General features: G+C 35.2%; 14 protein-coding genes. 10 read left to right on the forward strand and 4 right to left on the reverse strand.

Annotated features, from left to right (window positions below):
• Nucleotides 1–14: 14 nt before the first annotated feature.
• A complete protein-coding gene (locus CLV90_RS13295) occupies nt 15–3,080 on the reverse strand; it encodes a SusC/RagA family TonB-linked outer membrane protein (RefSeq protein WP_133688004.1) in 3,066 nt (1,021 codons plus the stop codon).
• A 208-nt stretch (nt 3,081–3,288) separates the two neighbouring features.
• On the opposite strand from CLV90_RS13295, the gene CLV90_RS13300 reads away from it, so the two are divergent.
• The 3 genes from CLV90_RS13300 to CLV90_RS13310 all read left to right on the forward strand — a co-directional run bounded on the left by CLV90_RS13300 (nt 3,289) and on the right by CLV90_RS13310 (nt 7,182).
• Nucleotides 3,289–3,870 carry a ribonuclease HII gene (locus CLV90_RS13300; protein WP_133688005.1) on the forward strand — a complete coding sequence of 194 codons (582 nt, stop codon included), beginning with the start codon at nt 3,289–3,291 and terminating at the stop codon, nt 3,868–3,870.
• A 42-nt stretch (nt 3,871–3,912) separates the two neighbouring features.
• Nucleotides 3,913–6,372: a ribonuclease HII gene (locus tag CLV90_RS13305; protein ID WP_133688006.1), complete on the forward strand. Its 2,460-nt coding sequence runs from the start codon at nt 3,913–3,915 to the stop codon at nt 6,370–6,372.
• A gap of 117 nt (nt 6,373–6,489) precedes the next feature.
• Nucleotides 6,490–7,182, forward strand: a complete 693-nt coding sequence (locus CLV90_RS13310; protein ID WP_133688007.1) for a TapB family protein — start codon at nt 6,490–6,492, stop codon at nt 7,180–7,182.
• Between the two features lie 33 nt (nt 7,183–7,215).
• Here the strand turns inward: CLV90_RS13310 and lipB are convergent, their stop codons facing one another.
• The 3 genes from lipB to CLV90_RS13325 are packed head-to-tail and all read right to left on the reverse strand — an operon-like array spanning nt 7,216 to nt 8,861.
• Nucleotides 7,216–7,929 carry a lipoyl(octanoyl) transferase LipB gene (gene lipB, locus CLV90_RS13315; protein WP_133688008.1) on the reverse strand — a complete coding sequence of 238 codons (714 nt, stop codon included), beginning with the start codon at nt 7,927–7,929 and terminating at the stop codon, nt 7,216–7,218.
• 26 nt (nt 7,930–7,955) lie between these two features.
• Nucleotides 7,956–8,693 carry a hypothetical protein gene (locus CLV90_RS13320; protein ID WP_133688009.1) on the reverse strand — a complete coding sequence of 246 codons (738 nt, stop codon included), beginning with the start codon at nt 8,691–8,693 and terminating at the stop codon, nt 7,956–7,958.
• A gap of 12 nt (nt 8,694–8,705) precedes the next feature.
• Nucleotides 8,706–8,861 carry a YqaE/Pmp3 family membrane protein gene (locus CLV90_RS13325; protein WP_074669928.1) on the reverse strand — a complete coding sequence of 52 codons (156 nt, stop codon included), beginning with the start codon at nt 8,859–8,861 and terminating at the stop codon, nt 8,706–8,708.
• Between the two features lie 351 nt (nt 8,862–9,212).
• Here CLV90_RS13325 and CLV90_RS13330 point away from each other — a divergent pair, with 351 nt between their 5' ends.
• From CLV90_RS13330 to CLV90_RS13360, 7 genes are all read left to right on the forward strand, one after another.
• Complete coding sequence (locus CLV90_RS13330) at nt 9,213–9,938, forward strand: SGNH/GDSL hydrolase family protein (protein ID WP_243835437.1); 726 nt, start codon at nt 9,213–9,215, stop codon at nt 9,936–9,938.
• 39 nt (nt 9,939–9,977) lie between these two features.
• Nucleotides 9,978–11,669, forward strand: a complete 1,692-nt coding sequence (lysS, locus tag CLV90_RS13335; protein ID WP_133688010.1) for a lysine--tRNA ligase — start codon at nt 9,978–9,980, stop codon at nt 11,667–11,669.
• A 55-nt stretch (nt 11,670–11,724) separates the two neighbouring features.
• Nucleotides 11,725–13,155 (forward strand): SLC13 family permease, encoded by a 1,431-nt coding sequence (locus CLV90_RS13340; RefSeq protein WP_133688011.1) that lies wholly within the window; start codon nt 11,725–11,727, stop codon nt 13,153–13,155.
• 192 nt (nt 13,156–13,347) lie between these two features.
• The gene (locus CLV90_RS13345) at nt 13,348–15,837 is read left to right on the forward strand and encodes a zinc-dependent metalloprotease (RefSeq protein ID WP_133688012.1); all 2,490 of its coding nucleotides are present in this window, start codon (nt 13,348–13,350) and stop codon (nt 15,835–15,837) included.
• Between the two features lie 180 nt (nt 15,838–16,017).
• Complete coding sequence (locus CLV90_RS13350; protein ID WP_133688013.1) at nt 16,018–16,197, forward strand: hypothetical protein; 180 nt, start codon at nt 16,018–16,020, stop codon at nt 16,195–16,197.
• Between the two features lie 162 nt (nt 16,198–16,359).
• Nucleotides 16,360–16,815 (forward strand): hypothetical protein, encoded by a 456-nt coding sequence (locus tag CLV90_RS13355; protein ID WP_133688014.1) that lies wholly within the window; start codon nt 16,360–16,362, stop codon nt 16,813–16,815.
• Between the two features lie 254 nt (nt 16,816–17,069).
• Complete coding sequence (locus CLV90_RS13360; protein WP_133688015.1) at nt 17,070–20,999, forward strand: DUF2194 domain-containing protein; 3,930 nt, start codon at nt 17,070–17,072, stop codon at nt 20,997–20,999.
• Nucleotides 21,000–21,041: the final 42 nt, after the last annotated feature.

Raw genomic sequence — 21,041 nt, forward strand, 5'->3', positions numbered from 1 at the left:
CTTTTTTTTTGTTTTTAAAATCCTACTTCAACACCAAAAGTATAAGACCTTGTGTTTGGATAGCTAAATAGGTTAAATGATCCTGGTACGAAACCTACATCACCAGGCTCACCTGATTCTGCAGAACCTAAACCTACTTCTGGATCACCGCTGAAATCGGTGATTGTAAATAAATTCTGTCCAGCTACGAAGAACCTTAATGAATTTAGACCCATACCATCAATCATATCTCTTGGCATATTGTAATCTAAAGTCATTGTACGCAATCTTAAGTAATCACCCTTCTCCAAGAATCTTGTTGAAGTTTGATCAGCAGTACCTTGAAATAATGGACTAGGCAAAACATCAGTATCACCAGGTTGTTTCCAGTAATTAAAAGCATCAGTTCTTTGATTGCTATCAATGTTACCAATTGCAACACCTTCTTGCAGTTGATTATTAAAGATATAATTACCTCCTTTATAGACAAAATCACCTCTTAAACCAAAACCTTTGTAAGAGAACGCTGTATAGAACCCCCCTTCAAAATCAGCTATTGGAGACTTACCTTCTTGAATTTGTTGGAAGCTATCACTAAATTCATTTGTAATATTGCCGTCTAAATCATAATATAACGGCTCTCCATTTGCAGGATTAACACCAGCATATTCAACTGCGTAATAAGAGTTAATCTCTTCACCAACACGCAGTATGTTATCACCAAATGTACCAGTAACGATATCTTCACCGTCAACTAATTCAATAACTTCATTATCAATGAACGTGATGTTACCACCAAGTGTCCATTTAAAGTTTTGAGTTCTAATAACATCACCACTTAAAGAAACTTCAATACCTGAGTTCTGAATTTCACCAATATTAGAGAATATAGAGTTGTTCTCATCACCAACAGTGTATGAAATAGGTCTATCTAAAAGTAATTCATTTGAATTTTTCTTGAAGTAATCTACTACACCATTCAATCTATTGTTGAATAATCCAAATTCTACACCTACATCAAATATCGCTTGAGACTCCCATTGAATTTGTGGGTTACCCACACCTACAGGCAAAGCTGTTGTTTGACCGTTATATGTATTTGCGAAATCTAGTAAGTTTAAATATTGAAAATCACCAATATTCTGGTTGCCAGAAGTACCATAAGACGCTCTTAATTTCAGAGTATTGAAAATAGAGTTCTCCATGAAGCTTTCGTTTGCAATGTTCCATGCTGCACTACCACTATAGAAATAACCATATTTATTGTCAGGACCGAATCTTGAAGAACCATCTCGTCTAACAGATCCAGAAACGATATATCTACCATCATAGTCGTAATCAACAAATAAACCTTGAGAAAATAAAATTCTTCTTGATTCATTTGACCCTACAGATGTTGCTTCTGCAGCCACATTTAAAAATGGAATATCTGGTGACGGAAAACCTCTACCGGAAGCGAACATGCTTGTCGCAATATTCTCATTATATTCTAACAAGAAACTAGCTGAAAGATTATGAACACCGTTAAAAGTATCTGCATACGTAAATACGTTGTTTACATTGTATTCAAAATCTACATTCAAATTATCAGTTTGAGTTCCAGGAAAGTTAGCATCACCAACAAAACCCTGTAATACACCACCCGCTATAGAACGTGAAGTTCTATTATATCTGTTACTAATTAAACCAACACTGAAATTGTTAGAAAATTTTTCACCGAAGGTCATACCAGCGGTTATGTTACCTATCAACAATAAGTTTCTTGTATCTTCTTGCTCAGTCTGAAGAGCTAAAGCTATTGGAAAACCTGTTCTAGTAGGGTTATAAACATTGTTACCTTGATCATCAGTAACTATTGAACCATCATCATTAGTTAAGAATAAAGGATCATAAGGATTATAATCATACATTGCTCTAAATGGGTTTTGAACATTGTTTCTATCTCTTGGCAAATCCGTAGTGCTACGCGATACCGAAACATTGGCACCAATATTCAACCAATCTTTTGCTTGGTAATTTGTATTTAAACGAGCAGACATTCTTTCAAAACCATCTATGTTTTTGATAATGCCCGTGTTCTTGTCATAACCTAAAGACATGTAGTACGTTAATTTTTCATCACCACCAGAAACCGAAAGATTGTTAGATTGAATGATTGAATTCTTAAGCAATGCATCTTGCCAATCCGTATCTAAAGCAGTTAATCTTGCAATTTCTTCAGGAGTAGCATTTGCACCAGGTAAACTACTTGCAGCACCTACACCTAAAGCAGCGTACTGGCGCTCTAACTCTAATTTCTGAGTAGTATTCATGATATCGAAGTTGTTCGGAATCATTTCACCAAAACCATAAGATGAAGCAAATTTAATTCGAGCATCACCAGCTTTACCTTTTTTCGTCGTAATCAAAATAACACCGTTAGCACCACGAGAACCATACTTAGAAACGGTAGCCGCATCTTTTAATATTGAGAATGTCTCAATATCACTTGGGTTCAAGTTACTAATTGGATTGAAATCTCTTTCTGTATCGATAGGAATTGGAACACCATCAATTACGTATAAAGGAGTAGTTTGTGCGTTAATAGATCCAACACCTCTAATTTGCACAAAAGCAGTGTTACCCGGTCTACCGTTTGAAGCAGTTACCTGCACACCCGCAGCTTGACCCTGTAGAATGTTATCAATACTAGTAGAAGGCACAAATGCTTCAATCTTTTCTGTACCTACCGTTGATACTGCTGAAGTCGATAACTCTTGAGACCTTGTCCCGTAACCTACTACAACAACTTCTTCCAACGCCTGAGCATCTTCTTCTAGCTGTACATTAATGGTATTGGAGGCACCAACACTCATAGTCATTGTTTTTTGACCTAGGTAAGAAAACCTCAATTTTTCACCTGAATTTACATTAATGGAATAATTACCATCAAAATCTGATTGAGTACCATTGGTTGTTCCAACAACTACAACGGACACTCCCGGTAATGGCAAACCGCTTTGATCGGTTACAACACCGGTCACTGTTTTTTCCTGTGCATAGGAAAATGTCATGAAGAGCACCAATAACGGTGTCAACATCAACGTCAACTTCTGTTTCATAAAATTTGTTTTTTGAATTAGCTTGCGCCAAAAGTCTAAAAATTTGCTTAGTATTCCAAAAGCTATCTTAACTCAAAAAAGTTATATGTTAAAAAAACACTTATTATTATTTTTTTCTTTTTAAAATGTCAAATTTGTTGAAAATAAAACAATTATTTAACATTAAATCAATATTCAAAAATCAAAATTTTAAGTTAAAAAAATCATAATGCTTCTTAAATATTACCAAAATACTAACGAAACAGGTACCGATGAGGCTGGAAGAGGTTGCTTAGCAGGCCCTGTTACCGCTGCAGCGATCATTTTGCCGGAATCTTTTGAAAACTCCATTTTAACAGATTCAAAGCTTCTATCTGAGTATAAAAGAGAACTTCTAGAACCACTTTTAAAAGATAAGAGCATTTGCTTTGGCATTGCCCACATTCAACCTAATGTAATAGATGAAATCAATATTTTAAATGCTTCAATTCTGGCAATGCATAACGCCATTGATTCGATGTCTCAAATACCCAAATATATAATTGTGGACGGTAACAGGTTTAAACCTTTAAATGATATACCTTATTCATGTATAGTTAAAGGTGACTCGAAATACCTAAGTATAGCAGCAGCTTCAGTTTTAGCTAAAACAGCACGTGACGCTTATATGCTTCAACTACATGAAGAATACCCCATGTATAATTGGAAGAAGAACAAAGGTTACCCTACCAAAGAACATAGAGCCGCCATAAGAAAATATGGCCCCACTAAATATCATAGAATGAGTTTTAAGCTTTTACCTGACAACTGACTCTAATTATACAAATAGTATAACTTTGCACAAACTTGACGCATGAGGCACACTTTACTATTTGCAGCACTTTTACTTCTATGTTTCAGCTGCTCAACTAAAACAGAATCCGAAAACTCAATATTAGAGCTAGTCCCTACCAATGCAAGTTTAGTTTTTAAGATCAATGATTTTGAAACGTTGACAAATGAATCGTCATCAAACGAAATTTTCGATGCTTTAGAAGGTCAAGATTCATTTAAACAAATAAAGAAAAGTATAACCTCATTAAATTATATTGCTGACAAGAAAAAAGGACTACTTGCCTTTTCTATAGATAGTACGTTAATTGATTATACCTACATTTCAACTGATAGTCTTAAAATACGAGACGGAGATAGCCTGCAAAATAAAAGTATTGAGACACTTAGTTATGATAACCTAAAAATTATCAAATACGAGATTGAGAATTCCGTATTTTATAGTACACATTTTGACAACTACTGGGTAATAAGTTCGTCACAAACTTTACTCCAAAATAGTATAACAACTGCCGAAACTTCTGTTGTTGATGAATCTCTTCAGCAATTCTACAACGTTGCCAATAAAGATAAGGTCATGAATATTTGGCTAAATATTGATGATGTAAATAATAAACCACTACTTGACCATCTTTTAGGAGCAGACGAAAATATTTTTAACTTCGCTAGTACTATATCCTTAGACCTTACTTTAAACGATACCGAAATTTCACTCAGCGGAATTGCTGAGTCCAACAGCACTAAAAACCTATTTTTGAATCTTTTTAATAACACTAAACCCATACAGAACAAGGCATCTCTTTTAGCGCCAAGTGATGCTGAGTATTTGATCTCTTTTGGCTTAGATGATTTTAAATTGTATACCGCTAATAAAATTGCCATTAACCGACCGGCAACTACTATGGATTCTTTGCTAAATACGGTTGAAGAGATTGGAGTGGCAGCGTATGATAACGAACATGTTCTGTTTTTAAGAACATACGGTACCGCAACTCTACTTGATTATATTAATGAAGAGAAAATATCTACCGAAGAATTTAGCAGTAATGAAATTTGGGGATTAAAACCTAATACTAAAATATTCGACCCGTTAATTCCATTAATTGGAGAGCATCCTTTTGAATATGCGAGCATCATTGAAAATACTTTTCTCTTTTCTACATCTAAGAATACTTTAGAATCTGTTATTTCTAAAATAAAAACTGGAGATACTTTTGATAAAACGAACTTATTTAAAAATGCCGAAAGAAAACTTACTTCATCATCAAGTGTACTTTCAATTTCCAATTCAAAAGGCTTCTCTTCCTTGTTAGATAAATCAGTTTCTAGAACTTTAGCCGAGACATTTCGTAAAAGCAATTTGAACGACTATGTTTTCGGGACCCAAATAATCGCAGATGCAGGATTCTTTCACACAAATTTCCTTATAAAAAAAATAACTGAGGAAGAAGATACAAATTCCGTCTCCTCAGTTTTTGAAGTAAAGTTCGATACTGACCTGGCTACCCTACCTCAGTTTGTTACCAACCACAGTAATGGACGAAAGGAGATTATAGTACAAGATCAAGAAAATATACTTTATTTGATTACTAATAGCGGGAAAATTCTTTGGAAAAAACAACTAAACGGAACTATACAAGGTAAAATTCAGCAGGTTGATTTGTTTAAAAACGGGAAATTACAATTGGCATTTACCACGAACAACGAGTTCTTAATTTTAGATAGAAACGGAAAAGAGGTTCAACCGTTTTCCAAAAAATACACTGGCGGAAATCTAAATTCCCTAGCCGTATTTGACTATGAGGGACGCAAAGATTATCGTTTTGTTGTTACTCAAGATAAGAATGTGTTTATGTATAACGGTAAAGGAGACGTAGTTAAAGGTTTCACTTATGACACTGCCGAAGCCCCTATAGTAGCAGCCCCTCAACATTTTAGAATTGGAAAAAAAGATTATATCGTTTTTAAATTAGAAAACGGTCAATTAAAAATTACCAACAGGGTAGGCAAAACCAGGGTAAACGTAAAAGATAAGTTCTCTTTTTCTGATAATGATATTAAGCTATATCAAAACAAGTTTACATTTACCTCTGTCGAAGGTAAATTATATCAAATAGATACGCAGGGGAAAATTTCATCTAGCAACCTCAACCTTGCCAAAGACCACGGCATAGATGCAACGTCTAAAACTTTGGCAATCATGAATGATAACACACTAACTATACGAGATAAAAAAATTCAACTGGAATTAGGTGTATATTCTAAACCAACGGTTTTTTATCTAAACGATAAAATTTATGTCTCGGTAACCGATATACAAAATCAGAAAATATACCTATTTGACAGTCAAGCTGAATCAATTCCTAATTTTCCGATTTTTGGTAGCTCAATAATTGATATGGCTGATATAAACGCCAACAGACAACCAGAATTCGTATTTAAAGATCAAGAAAACAGTATTAGGGTTTTTAAAATACGATAATACAGTTGATAGTTGAATTCACAAGCATTTAATTACCGATCACACATATCGATCAAAATATTGAAATGTTTTTCATAAATTCAAATAGTTATTAATCAGAATCTTAACTATATAAAAATGAACTCTAAACTATTTTCAGTATTATTATTTTTAACAGGAACCATATCCATTACCGCTCAAGACAACTGTAGCAAGTTCTACCCTATGAACGAAGGCGTTTCAATGGAGTATACCAATTACAACAAAAAAGGTAAAGTTGAAGGCGTAAGTGCATTTAAGGTGGTTGAATCAAATAATACAGGCGACGCCACACATGCCACCATGGCTATTAATATGAGAGATGCCAAAGGTAAAGATGCCTATAGCACCAGTTATAAATTAACCTGTAGTGGCAATATGGTTACTCTTGATTACGAATCGCTATTACCGACAGAAATGATGGAGCAATATGGTGATATGGATATTGAAATATCTGGCAATGACATTGAAATACCCAATGAACTCACCGTAGGTCAAAATTTGAACGATGCTAATGTAGCTATGAAAATTAGCATGAGCGGTATTAACATGAATATGACCGTTGATATGACAAACAGGAAAGTAGAGAAAAAAGAAAGTGTAACTACGACTGCTGGCACTTACGATTGCTTTGTTTTATATAGCGAAAATCGATCTAAAATGATGATGGCTAACCAGGTGTACCCATCGAGGGTTTGGCTTGCAGAGGGCATTGGTATGGTTAAACAAGAGACCTATAAGAAAAATGGTGAACTAATGAGCAGCACGTTGCTTACGGCACACAGCAAATAATAACTTAACCATACACCAACTTAAAACCGAGGCTTACACCTCGGTTTTTTCTTTTATCTCAGCTTCAAAAAGCACTTGAAAATGCTTTAACAATTTTTGTTTCACCTCATCTAAATCCACCTCTTTTTTCCCTAATTCTACATTTAAAGAAGTCACGGCTTTCCCTTTTATCCCGCATGGGATCATCATATCAAAATATCCTAAATCGGCATTTACGTTTAATGCAAAGCCATGCATAGTTACCCAGCGTGATGCTCTTACACCCATAGCACATATTTTTCGTGCAAACGGGGTACCGACATCTAACCACACTCCGGTTTCGCCTGGAGATCTTTCAGATTTTATTCCGTATTCAGCTAAGGTCAAGATGACCATTTCTTCTAAAAAACGAAGGTATTTATGAATATCAGTAAAGAAGTTATCTAAATCTAAAATAGGGTAGCCCACTATTTGACCGGGACCATGGTAGGTGATATCTCCTCCCCTATTTATTTTATAAAAAGTAGCTCCTTTATCAGCTAAGACTTTTTCATCTACTAAAAGATTGGAAATATCTCCGCTTTTACCAAGTGTATACACGTGTGGGTGTTCAACTAACAGAAAATAATTCGGAGTCTCTAAACTCAGTTCCTCTCTTCTATTTCTAATTTTAAGGTCAAGGGTTTCTTGAAACAGTTGTTCTTGATAGTCCCAAGTTTCTTTATAATCCTTCAGGCCTAAATCTTGTACGTGCACCTTCTTATTCATCTTACAAAGATACGAAAAGGAATATCCTATTTTTCTAATTCTACTTCGATGACCATAGATTCTGGATCTTTCATCATCTCTAAGAAATTTACTTCATGTACCATGGTTTTTCCATCCATAGAAAAAGTTGCTTCTTCAATATTGGTAGCCTTTACGCGTCTTGGAAAATGATACTTAAACGTGTAGGTAGAACCAGACAAAAACATTTCTGCACTAGCCAAACTGTCTAGACTTTTTTCAAATAATTCTTGATTTAAAATTACCGTCTCACGTTTAAATTTGTTCTTATCAAAACTGTAATTTACAGTTGTTAGTTCTTCTGTTGCACCAGCTGGCATTGATTTACCGCCTGCAATAGGACCTATAGTGCTAGCATTTTGAAAAGCATTAAATGCATCATTTACTTCAGACACTTTTTTGAAGTCTGTAAACATATTAAAATTCATAACTCCTACTTCAGGATCAACTTGCATACGCAAACTAAAAGGCTCTAATCTTTTTAGCTTAGCTTGCTCTTCTGGCGACAACTGCGCTATACTATCCTTTTTTTCTCTTAGTAAGTCTTTAAAAACTAAAGTTGAATCTATTGCCTTATCCAATTCTGTAGAATCTGTTTCTGGTATCATTTGCATCATTTCATTACCGTCGAAAAGAATGCTCATTTTACCTGACCCGTCTTCGTTGAAATAAATTTCTTCAGTAAAATTACAGGCAGCGAAAAGTACTGTTATAACAACAGCAGATAGAATTTTAAAAAGTCTCATGTATTTTTGGTTCTAGTTAGGATTATTCAATATAACTAATGCAGCGATTACCCCTGGTACCCAGCCGCAAAAAGTCAAAAGTAGAACAATTAGAAAAGAACCGCAACCTTTACCTAGAACCGCTAAAGGTGGAAAAAATATGGCTAGTAATACTCGAATTAAACTCATTTGATTTTTATTTTGATTGATTGATGTACCTTATAAGTCGCAATTAAAAATACTTTGTTACAAAATCTACTAGTTTTATTCCATAGAACCCGACCAATGCTTAGAACAGTGTTTTTAATCCTTATTCTTTTCTCTTGTTTTAAAGTTTAGAAAGTAATAAAAATGTAATCATTGAAACACCTATTACAATCAAAGAAGGTGACATATTGCAAATTGTTTCGCAAAAAGAATACATTCCTAATTACGCTTCTTCATTACATTTCGACTAATATTATTCATCAATCAAAAGCATATGAGCGTATTTTATAGTAACTTTTAAAACCATTATAACCCCTATTACGTTAGATTACCATGAAATACGCTCACATGCTCTATAAATTAACCTTCATTTTTTCGCTACTCAGCTTTATACCATCATGTAGCCAGACGGAAGAAATAAGATCTGAACAAATTGTAGACGAACCCAATAATCAAGATATTATCACCTATCTAGCCCTTGGCGATAGTTATACCGTTGGGGAAAGTGTTGATTTTGAAAATAGTTTTCCTGCTCAATTGAGTACAAAAATTGAAGAAAATAGAAATCTTCAAGTCAATACAACGGTTATTGCACAAACCGGATGGCGAACAGATCAGCTCATTTCTGCTATTGGCAGTCGCGAATCTGCAGATTATAATTTAGTTACGTTATTAATTGGTGTAAACAACCAGTTTCAATCTAGAACTTTTTCTCAATACGAAACTGAGTTTACCGAATTATTAAACAAAGCCATTAATCTAGCTGCTAATGATGCTAACAGAGTAATCATACTTTCAATACCTGATTACTACTATACCCCATATGGTCAAAGTAATGGAGACCAACTAATTTCTTCACAACTAGATGAGTATAATAATTTCGCCAAATCCACAGCCAAAGAAAAGGGGGTTACTTTCCTCGATATTACAGATATCACTAGAAAGGGATTAGACGAAAAGGAATTGGTGGCTTCGGACGGATTGCATCCTTCTGGACTCGCTTATGAAAAATTTGTAGAAAGACTCTATCCTTTAGTGTCTACAAGATTGAAAGATTAAGACATATCGATTATATTTGCCAGCTAAATAAACGACGGCATGCAATTATCGGAGCAAGAGCTTATCAGAAGAGAAAAATTAGAGAAATTAAGAGCACTAGGTATTAATCCTTATCCAGCAGCTTTATATCCTGTAGATGCTACATCTGCAAGTATCAAATCTAATTATGAAGAAGGCAAACAGGTTATTGTTGCCGGTAGACTTATGTCGCGTCGTATTCAAGGGAAAGCATCTTTTGCCGAACTACAAGATAGTACCGGTCGTATTCAGGTATATTTCAATAGAGATGAAATTTGCACTGGCGAAGATAAAACCTTGTACAACGATGTTTACAAGAAATTACTTGATATCGGTGATATCATTGGTATAGAAGGTGATCTTTTTACCACTCAGGTAGGTGAAAAAACAATTATGGTAAAGAAATTTACCATGCTTAGCAAATCACTTAGACCGTTGCCATTGCCAAAAAAGGATGCAGAAGGTAACATTTATGATGAATTTAATGATCCTGAGCTACGTTACCGTCAACGTTATGTTGATTTGGTGGTGAACCCAAAGGTGAAAGAAACCTTCATTAAAAGAACTAAAATAACCACGAGTATTCGTGAGTTTTATAATGCAGCCGGATATTTAGAGGTGGAAACTCCAATTTTACAACCTATACCTGGTGGTGCCACTGCACGTCCGTTTTTAACGCATCATAATGCTTTAAATATTCCTTTATACTTAAGAATCGCAAACGAACTTTACCTTAAACGATTAATTGTTGGTGGTTTTGATGGTGTTTATGAATTCTCTAAGGATTTTAGAAACGAAGGAATGGACCGTACCCATAACCCAGAATTCACTGTAATGGAATTGTATGTTGCATACAAAGATTACAACTGGATGATGGATACTACCGAGAAATTATTGGAGAAAATTGCGATGGATTCTAACGGTACCACTAAAATTACGGTGGGTGAGCATGAAATTGAATTTAAAGCTCCGTATGCACGTGTGCCTATTCTTGAAGCAATAAAAATACATACAGGTTACGATGTTGCTGGTATGCCAGAAGATGAACTTCGTGAAACTGCCAAAAAATTAGGTCTTGAAGTGGACGAAACTATGGGCATCGGTAAATTGATCGATGAAATATTTGGTGAAAAATGTGAGCATTTCTACGTGCAACCAACATTCATTACAGATTACCCAAAGGAAATGAGTCCGCTAACGAAAGAACATAGAGACAACCCTGCATTGACAGAGCGTTTTGAGCTTATGGTTAATGGTAAAGAGTTGGCTAACGCCTATTCTGAGCTTAATGACCCTATTGAACAAAGAGAGCGTTTTGAAGAGCAATTGAAGCTTTCTGAAAAAGGGGATGATGAGGCAATGTTCATTGACCAAGATTTTCTTAGAGCGCTTGAATATGGTATGCCTCCAACTTCTGGTATTGGTATTGGTATTGACCGTTTGGTAATGTTGATGACCAACAATGCATCGATACAAGAAGTATTGTTTTTCCCTCAAATGAGACCAGAGAAAAAACCATTACAACTGTCTGAAACAGAAAAAGTAATTTTCGATATTCTCAAGGCAGAAAAGAAAATGGAACTTGATTCTCTTAAAGCTAAATCTGACTTAAGTAACAAAGCTTGGGACAAAGGCATTAAAGGGATTACGAAGCAACAATTGGCTAAAATCTACAAAGAAGACGACGTTCTTTTAGTAGAAATTATAAAATAGTCATTTCAAGGGACGTTAAAAAATAGTAGCTTAGAAGCTGGCAAAACCAACCAGCATGAATTTAAGTAGTAAAATAGGCCTGTTCGCAGGTCCTATCATATTTTTCATTCTTATTTCTTTACCGAATGTACTCATCTCTGAAAATGCAGACGCTGTAATTGCTGTTGCCCTTTGGATGGTTATTTGGTGGGTTACCGAAGCGGTTTCTATTTCTGTAACCGCACTGCTGCCGTTACTCCTTTTCCCTATTCTAAAAGTAATGCCTATTGGCGATGTTGGTGCAAACTACGGCAGCCCCATAGTTTTTCTATTCTTTGGTGGTTTTGTAATGGCATTGGCTTTAGAAAAAGTTAACTTACATAAACGTATTGCTCTAAACATCATTAGACTCACAGGTACAACAGCTAATAAAGTGGTCCTCGGTTTTATGATTGCTACTGCCGTATTAAGTATGTGGATCAGTAATACGGCGAGTACGGTAGTCATGCTGCCCATTGCGATGTCTGTTATTAATCTATTGATTGAAGATGAAGACGGATTCACCAAACGAGATCGAAACTTTGCGTTAAGTGTGATGCTAGGTATTGCTTTTGCCGCTAACGCTGGCGGTATTGCCACTGTTATTGGCACTCCGCCAAATTCGGTTCTCATTGGCTTATTGGAAAATGAGTACAATATTGAAATATCATTTTTAAAATGGATGATTATTGGGCTACCCTTTTCCCTCATCATGATTTCCATCTGTTATTTTGTTCTCGTAAAAGTCTTTTTCCCTACTCAGGGTTTAAAATTTAAAGCATCAAAAACCATTATTCACGAAGAACTTGACAAATTAGGTCCTACCTCTGGAAAAGAAAAAATGGTTCTTTCCATATTCGGAGTAACTATTTTTCTTTGGGTATTTAGAACTTTAATCAATTCGATTTTTCCGAGTTTGGGGTTATCAGATACACTGATCAGCATGTTTGCGGCCATAACGCTATTCGCACTCCCTTATAATCTCAAAAAAGGTGATTTTATATTGCAATGGCAAGATACTCAAAAGCTCGCCTGGGGAATCTTAATTCTATTCGGTGGCGGACTCTCGTTAGCCAACGGTATGTCGGTTTCTGGTATTGTCGATTTAGTAGCAGCAGTTATCGGGCAAAGCGATTTGAGTATTCTACTCACCGCATCTTTATTGATCATACTAATGTTATTTATGACAGAACTCATGAGCAACGTAGCACTTGTTGCCGTACTTGCCCCAGTAGTTGCTGGCATTGCAATTGGTCTTGGTATACCAATCACTTATTTATTAATACCTATTACTATTGCCAGTAGCTGTGCTTTTATGCTACCTATGGCTACACCACCAAATGCCATCGTATTTGCCAGTGGCTATATTAAGGTCCATGAAATGGCACGCGCAGGTGTCATCTTAAACTTAATTGCAGTACTATTATTAATAGGTCTATTTCAATTTATTCTTCCGCTCATATTTTAAAATTCCCTAAAAAAATAAAGCCCTTGCAGTTGCAAAGGCTTTATAATCGACTAATTCAGAAATGAAAAAATGTTTATTCCTACTTAATAGACGCCTTTCTCTAGTCTTTGTTACAATTAGCCTTAAGAAATTATTAACTATTTGTTCCAGATATTATTTCAATCTTTGAAAGATTACCAAACTAACTCACAAATGAAAAGAAAATTACTTGTAAAATTATTGCTATTTGTTTGCGTTTTTGGCTACCAAAATGCCGAAGCCCAAATTTTTAAAAAGAAGAAAAAAGATACTGAACAGGAAGCCAGTAAATCATCAAAAGACAAAATTCAGCCTTATAATAAGGTTATTACAAAAGACGCCGTTAGTGATGCCGGACTTTTTACTACTCACATAGTTGACGAGAATCATTATTTTGAAATTCCCGACTCATTATTCAACAAAGAAATGTTGATGGTAAGCCGTATTTCTAAAACTGCCTCAGGTATTGGTTTTGGTGGCGGAAAAATTAATACCCAGGTTCTACGATGGGAAAAGAAAGATAAGAAGGTACTACTCCGTGTGGTTTCTCATGATGTAGTTGCGGCAGATTCTTTACCCGTGCACGAAGCCGTTCTAAACTCGAATTTTGAGCCTGTACTATTTTCGTTTGATATTAAGGCGGTGCAAAAAGATTCTTTAAACCCGACTACGGTTATTGAGGTCAATGATATTTTTATGAAAGACACAAAAGCTTTTGGCATGCCAGAACAGTACCGCAAGCGCTATAAGGTGTCTCGTTTAGATGAAGGCAGAGGGTATATTGAATCGATCAAGAGTTACCCTTTAAACGTAGAAATACGTCACATTAAAACATATTTAGCAAGTGCCGCACCTAGCAACCAAAGTTTGGGTTCTATATCAGTAGAAATCAATAACTCTATGGTATTGCTACCTGAAGAACAAATGAAACGCCGTTATTTTGACGAACGTGTTGGTTGGTTTGCTCGTGGTCAAGTAGATTACGGATTAGAAGCGCAAGAGAGCAAGACCATCAAATTTTTAGATAGATGGCGTTTAGAGGTAAAAGATGAAGATGCCGAAAAATTCAAGAATGGCGAATTAGTTGAGCCTAAAAAACAAATTATCTATTATGTAGATAGGGCTACACCTAAAAAATGGGTGCCTTTTATTAAACAAGGTATTGAAGATTGGCAAATTGCTTTTGAAGCTGCAGGTTTTAAAAATGCGATTATTGCCAAAGAAGCTCCGACTGAAGAAGAAGATCCAGAATGGTCTCCTGAAGATGTACGCTATTCTGTAGTGCGCTATTTAGCTTCACCCATACCAAATGCAAACGGACCACATGTTAGTGATCCCCGTAGTGGTGAAATATTAGAGTCTGATATCAATTGGTACCATAATGTAATGACCTTATTAAGAAACTGGTACTTTGTGCAAACTGCAGCTATTAACCCGGCAGCTAGGGGCGTTTCTTTCGATGATGATGTTATGGGTCGCTTAATCCGTTTTGTATCGTCTCATGAAGTTGGGCATACTTTAGGTTTACCGCACAACATGGGTAGTAGTGTCGCATATCCTGTAGATTCGCTTCGTTCTAAAACCTTTACAAAGAAATACGGCACCGCTCCGTCGATTATGGATTATGCCCGTTTCAACTATATAGCACAACCTGGTGACGAAGGAGTGGCATTAATGCCAGATATCGGTGTTTACGATAAGTATGCTATTCAATGGGGATATAAGCCTATACCGAATACCACTGCAGAAGAAGAAAAATCTATATTAGATAAATGGATCATGGCACATGCAGGTGATTCTTTATATCGCTTTGGACACCAACAGGTAGGTGATATCGTTGATCCAAGCTCACAAACTGAAGATTTAGGTGATGATGCCATGAAAGCTGGCGAATACGGTATTGCCAACTTAAAGAGGATTGTCCCGAAATTAATTGAGTGGACAGCCGAAGATGGTAAGACTTATGAAGATTTAGATAAGTTATACGGACAAGTATTCTCTCAATTCAACCGATACATGGGTCATGTCTCTAATAACATTGGTGGAGTCTACGAAAACCACAAAACTTATGATCAAGAAGGTGCTGTTTATACCGCTGTACCTAAAGAGAAACAACAAAGAGCAATGGCTTTTCTGCATGAACAACTTTTTGAAACACCAATGTGGATGCTGGATCAAGATATTTTGGAGCGCACAGAGTACTCCGGTTTCTTAGAGCAAATGCGTTCTATGCAAGTACGTACATTAAACAATGTATTAAGCTTAGGCAAAATGGCACGATTAATAGAAAATGCAACTATTGATAAGTCTGAAGCTTATTCTCTTGTCCAAATGATGAGTGAATTAAGGAAAGGAATTTGGTCCGAAGCTAAAAACGGAAAGTCTGTGGATACCTATAGAAGAAACTTGCAAAAAGCCCACATTGATCGCTTAGCATATTTATTAACCGTAGAAAATCAAGCCAAAGCATCCGATTTCGGTGGCTACAGAAAATCAACAGTTGTCAACACTAGCCAATCTGATATTAGGACTATTGCAAGAGCAGAACTGAACATATTAAAGCGAGATATTGGAAATGCACGTAATAGAACCCCTGATATGATGACAAAATATCATTACGACGATGTTATTGAACGTATTAACGTCATTCTTGACCCTAAATAAAAGGTCAAAAAAAGATCGATAAACTGCACGTATCGATGAACAACCAATAACATCGATGAATGAAATGTATTAACCACATTTTAAATATTCTAGACATCAAAAAAAGCCCATTACACAACAATGGGCTTTTTCGTGCGTTATTCTTTTTTAGATTAGCAATGAATTTAAAACCCCCAAATCATGACCAGTAAATTAAAAAGTCTTATTTATCTAGCTTGTTTCATTTTTGCTTCTGTTGTATATCATCAAAGCACAACTGAAACCAATCAGGAAGAAATTGTAACTAACACTTACGAACAAGAAGCTGATATCGTAATCAACCCTTACAAAACAATGGAGGGAAGAACACCAGCGAATTAGCATATTAACAAAATTTACCTACTTAAAAGCGCAGCTACCTACAGCCGCGCTTTTTTATTTTAAGCACTTTACTCAGCCGTTAAACTTTTACTAAAATGAAGTTTGGCATTAAACCTCTTTGAAATATTCCTGTCAAAGAAGCAAATAAATAAAATAATAAACATGAAAAAAATAGTAATGGCCATTTTAGTAATGGCGGCAATATCGGTAAGTGCACAAGATCATAACATGAAAGGTAAAAGAGGCGACATGAAGGATTTATCTCCTGAACAAGTAGCTTCTCTACAAACAAAAAAAATGACCTTGGCATTAGATTTAAATGAATCTCAACAAGCTAAAGTAAAAACTATTCTTACCAAAGATGCTACAGATAGAAAAGCAAAAATGGAAGAAAGAAAAGCCAGTAAAGACGAAGGAAAAAAAATAATGACTTCCGAAGAAAAATACGCAAAGCAGAATGAAAGATTAGACCATCAAATAGCACGTAAGAAAGAAATGAAATCTATTCTTACCGCTGATCAATTTGAAAAATGGGAAAAAATGAGCCACAGAAAAAAAATGCGTGGTCATAGTAAAGATAAAGGCGACAAAAAAGGAAAACGTTCGTCTAAACAGTAAAATCAAATTTTACATAAATAAAAAAGACCTGCTTTTAGCAGGTCTTTTTTGCATTTAATCGATTCGTGTTTTGTTCTTCAAATGCCCTAAAACACAGCATTAAGCACGTAAATGATTCATTCATGGATGAATTTGCATACTTAACCATTAAATTTTATGATACTGCTACTATTAAGGTACTTAGTTAGTTCGAATTAAAGACCAAATTAATTTTCAACCTGTGGTCTTCGATTAGAATTTTAAGATACTAAACCATGATATCAAAAAAAATAGGTTATTTATTACTTCTTATAGCCTTTAGCTTATTGACCAGTTGTCAACAAGAACTATACAAGTCTAACAACAAGTTTAATATTCCTGAAAAGAGTACTGAAGAACCTCTTGTTCAGTTTTTAATAGAGCCTACAAATTATAGCGCTATTCTTGAAACAGAGAATTTGGCAAAGGCTTTTGACTATTCTAAAATTGCGCACAAAACTTTATGGGTCAATCAATTCAACGAGAAACTTAATATTGCACCTACTACGAGGGTTGTAACGGTCCACGAAACTGCAGGACTAAGTACTATTGCCATAGACAGTCTTTTAAAGTTTGTTTCTAAAGGCGGAACCTTATTCGTTACCAAAGCTGCCAAAGATGAGCGTATGTCGTACTTTTTTGGAATGACACCTGGTGCTGACTGGAGCACGAACAAAGAAGCTTCTGGTCTATTCTTTAATAAAGCGCTTTTTCCGGGTATGCAAGGGCGTGGTTTTGATAATAAAACAGTTCACCTAGGTTTTGACGGAGCTAACTTTTCTAGCAACGTAAATGTTTTAGTAGCGGCGCATAATAGTAAAGAATATCCTGTTTTAATTGAAAATAGAATAGGTAACGGAAAAGTTATTCTTTACAACTCATCACAAATTCTTAAAAAAGAAATGAGAGGTCTTTTATTTTCCGCAAGTTTATTAGGGCTTGAAGGTATTCCTTATCCTATTGCAAATATTGGAACATTATTTCTTGACGATTTTCCATCTTCCATGTACGATGATAACGGCAAAGCGATCAACGTACAAAAAGGTATCAGCAAATCTGAGATGCTAAAGGCTGACTGGTGGCCAAAAATGAAAAAACTAGCTCAAGAAGAAGATATTAAGTACTCTGCCTACGTAACTTTTAATGCCAATGAAAAAAATACCGGAGACCCCAATTATAAAAGCTGGGATCAAACTGGCTTATTAGACGGTAAAAATGATAACGGTACCAATAAATGGTTAACAAATGAATTTACCAATAGAGGTCATGAACTTGGCTTTCGTGGTTACAACGACTTACCGCTTTCAAAAAAATTATGGGAAGACACGGATCTTATTTTAGACAACGCAAAAGCTTCTGCCAATAAATGGGAAGATAATGTTTCAAAAACATTGCCCAACTCTTATGTTGCTCCAGACAATCAAATAGATAGTCTAGGCCTTATAGCGCTAAAGAAAGGGTTTCCTAGCTTAAACTTTTTACACACTTCATTTTTAGGAGATGTTTATGAAGGTGGTAATAGAGAGTTTGATCCTGACCCACTAAACAACCGCTTTTTTGATTACCCGCGTTTAAGTAGCGGCTATACCATTTCACAGAAAGAACAATGGGCAATAGAATCTACATACCTGTATACCGGTATTTGGTCTCATGTATTAAATACTAATGATGTTTTAAAAATCGGTAGCACATCAAATGCTATTGGTGAATTAAAAAAACACATTGTTGATTACAAAAAAAGGCACCCATATATGAAGTTTTTAACTGCCAAACAATCTACAGAGGCAGCAATGGACTGGCGTTACCAAAGCATCCGCCATTTAAGCTACGAAGGGCAATATGAAGTTTCAAGTTCATTAAATACCGATGAAAAAAAAGACTCGTATTGGCTCATGTATGTTGAAGAACATAACAATGTTAAAGTACATGAAAAACTATTCTTTGATCAGGTCGAATTCTCTTCGGTTCCTTTACTAAACGGTTTTCTTTATAGTATTAAAACGAATACGCCGAATATTAGCGTACCAGATATTCGTCCAGAAATAAGAACTCTTATAGGCACCACCTCAACGTTGATTACCAACACCAAAAGCGACTACAAATCTTATAATAAAAGCAAACAGACTATGGTACCACTCAAGCAAAAAATCGACAGATTGGTTGTGGAGGAAAAAACAGAAGAGGCAACAAACTTAATGGAGAAATTATTCAAGGATAACAAATTCATCAACTCTCAACTGATAGTCAGCTATGCAGAGGGAATGGAAAAGCAAGGGAAAACAAAACAGCTATGGTCTCAATTAAACAGTCTATACTTAAAAAACCCTTCTAGTTCTTATGCTAATTTCTCTAGAGACATTAGTACCGTAAGTAATTACCCTTCACCCGCAGTTAAAAAAATGTGGATGGAAAGACAAATGGAATGGGGTCAAAATGACGTTAACATATTAAAGGATTATTACCTGAACTTTAATACCGAAGACAATTCTAAAATTATAGAACAAGTTTTAGAAGTGATGTACACTTTAAAGCCTACCGAGAATAACAAATTGACCTATTACGAATTTCTAGTAAAATCCAATCACGAGGATTTGTTGAAGAAACTTGATGCTATTGAACCTTGTAGTATTTCTAACAAAGATTTAGCTACATCAATTAGCCAAGTGTATGCCGAAAAATTAAATTTTGAAACGGCTGAACTATGGCAAAAATGTGGAAATATTTCTGCTGAAGTAGTCAAAGAATGGAAAGAAAAAACGAAGACTATAGCAAGTAAGAAGTTTACAGATTTCGAATATTATACAAGATACTTATTGGTTAATGACCCAAATAAGGCAGTCGAAGAATTACAAGATATTGAACCTTGTAGACCTGATCTAATACGATTATCTAAAAACATCGCCTTATTATTCGCTGAATATGCACAATACCAAAAGGCATTAGACTGGAGCACTTGTACGAATACTATACCCATTGCAAAATTGCTAGACTGGAATTTAGAATTTGCCAATGGCAGGTATTTAAAGAAAGTTTATGCGAACCATATAGAAAAAAATCCTAGAGATTACAATACCATGAACCACATGGTGAAGTTGCTCTTATTAAAAGGTGATGTCAATGCTGCTGGTGAAATTGCCGTTAACATACCACCTTCTAAAATTGATCCCGATTTTAAAATTGCATTTAATAATGAGGTGAAAGCAACATCTGACGAAAAGCAATCTTTATACATTAGTAAGTTTAAAATATTAATGGATGATGCCATTGTAAAAAAATCAGAGGTTGAAGCAAGAAAAAAGAAAGGGCACTCTATAGGGCTTACCTCAACGGCAATAGCAGATGAATTTAACCCAACATTGTTTAATAATGCATTTCATTTTGGTTTTTATAATAAGAAATTAGATTTTCACCAGTTCTCAATTGTTCAAGGTACAGCATATACTATTTTAAAAGATACGATAATACCTAATGATATTGGTAGAGATTTACTAGGTATGGAATATATTTATAAAAAAGAATCTGACCAAAAAAACCCTATTTATGTAGGTGCAAGAGTTGAGATGGACAACTTTAATAAAGTATTTTTCCATTTTAAATCTGGTATAGATTTCGTTGGTGACACTAGTAAATCTTCTTTAGCATTAAAAGCCAACCCAGTAACAACTGGTCCGGGGTATAATTTAAACATTTACGACATACAAGTAAAAGCTAAACAAGAGTTTGAATACTCATCTAATTTAAACCATGAATTCTATGTAAAAGCAGATTACTATACCGATAGTCAATACTATGCCATTGGTGGTACGCGCGTAGAATACAATCTACTGAACTTAGACACATTTAAACTAGGACCGTTAGTTGAAGGAGCTTACGGTGTAGGCTCTGAAGATAGACGAAACGGTTTCCCATACTGGTTGACCGAAGACAGACTTTTTGCCGGTGGCGGATTGCAATTTCAACTTGGTAATGATGATTCTGATTTTAACCTTAAGAGTGATTTCTCTCTTTTTGCCGAGCAAGACGAAGACAGATTTCAACGTTATGAAGGTGAATTGTCATACAGAATTAAAAACTTCACTACTATCAACTTAAACTACTCGTACTTTACAATTGATCAGTTTTTCTCAAATGCTGTTCAACTAGGTATTCAATATAATTTTAAATAGTATTATAACTAACTCAAACAAAAAGAGCCCTCATATGATGGC

The organism is Maribacter spongiicola (assembly GCF_004364165.1).
GTDB lineage: Bacteria > Bacteroidota > Bacteroidia > Flavobacteriales > Flavobacteriaceae > Maribacter > Maribacter spongiicola.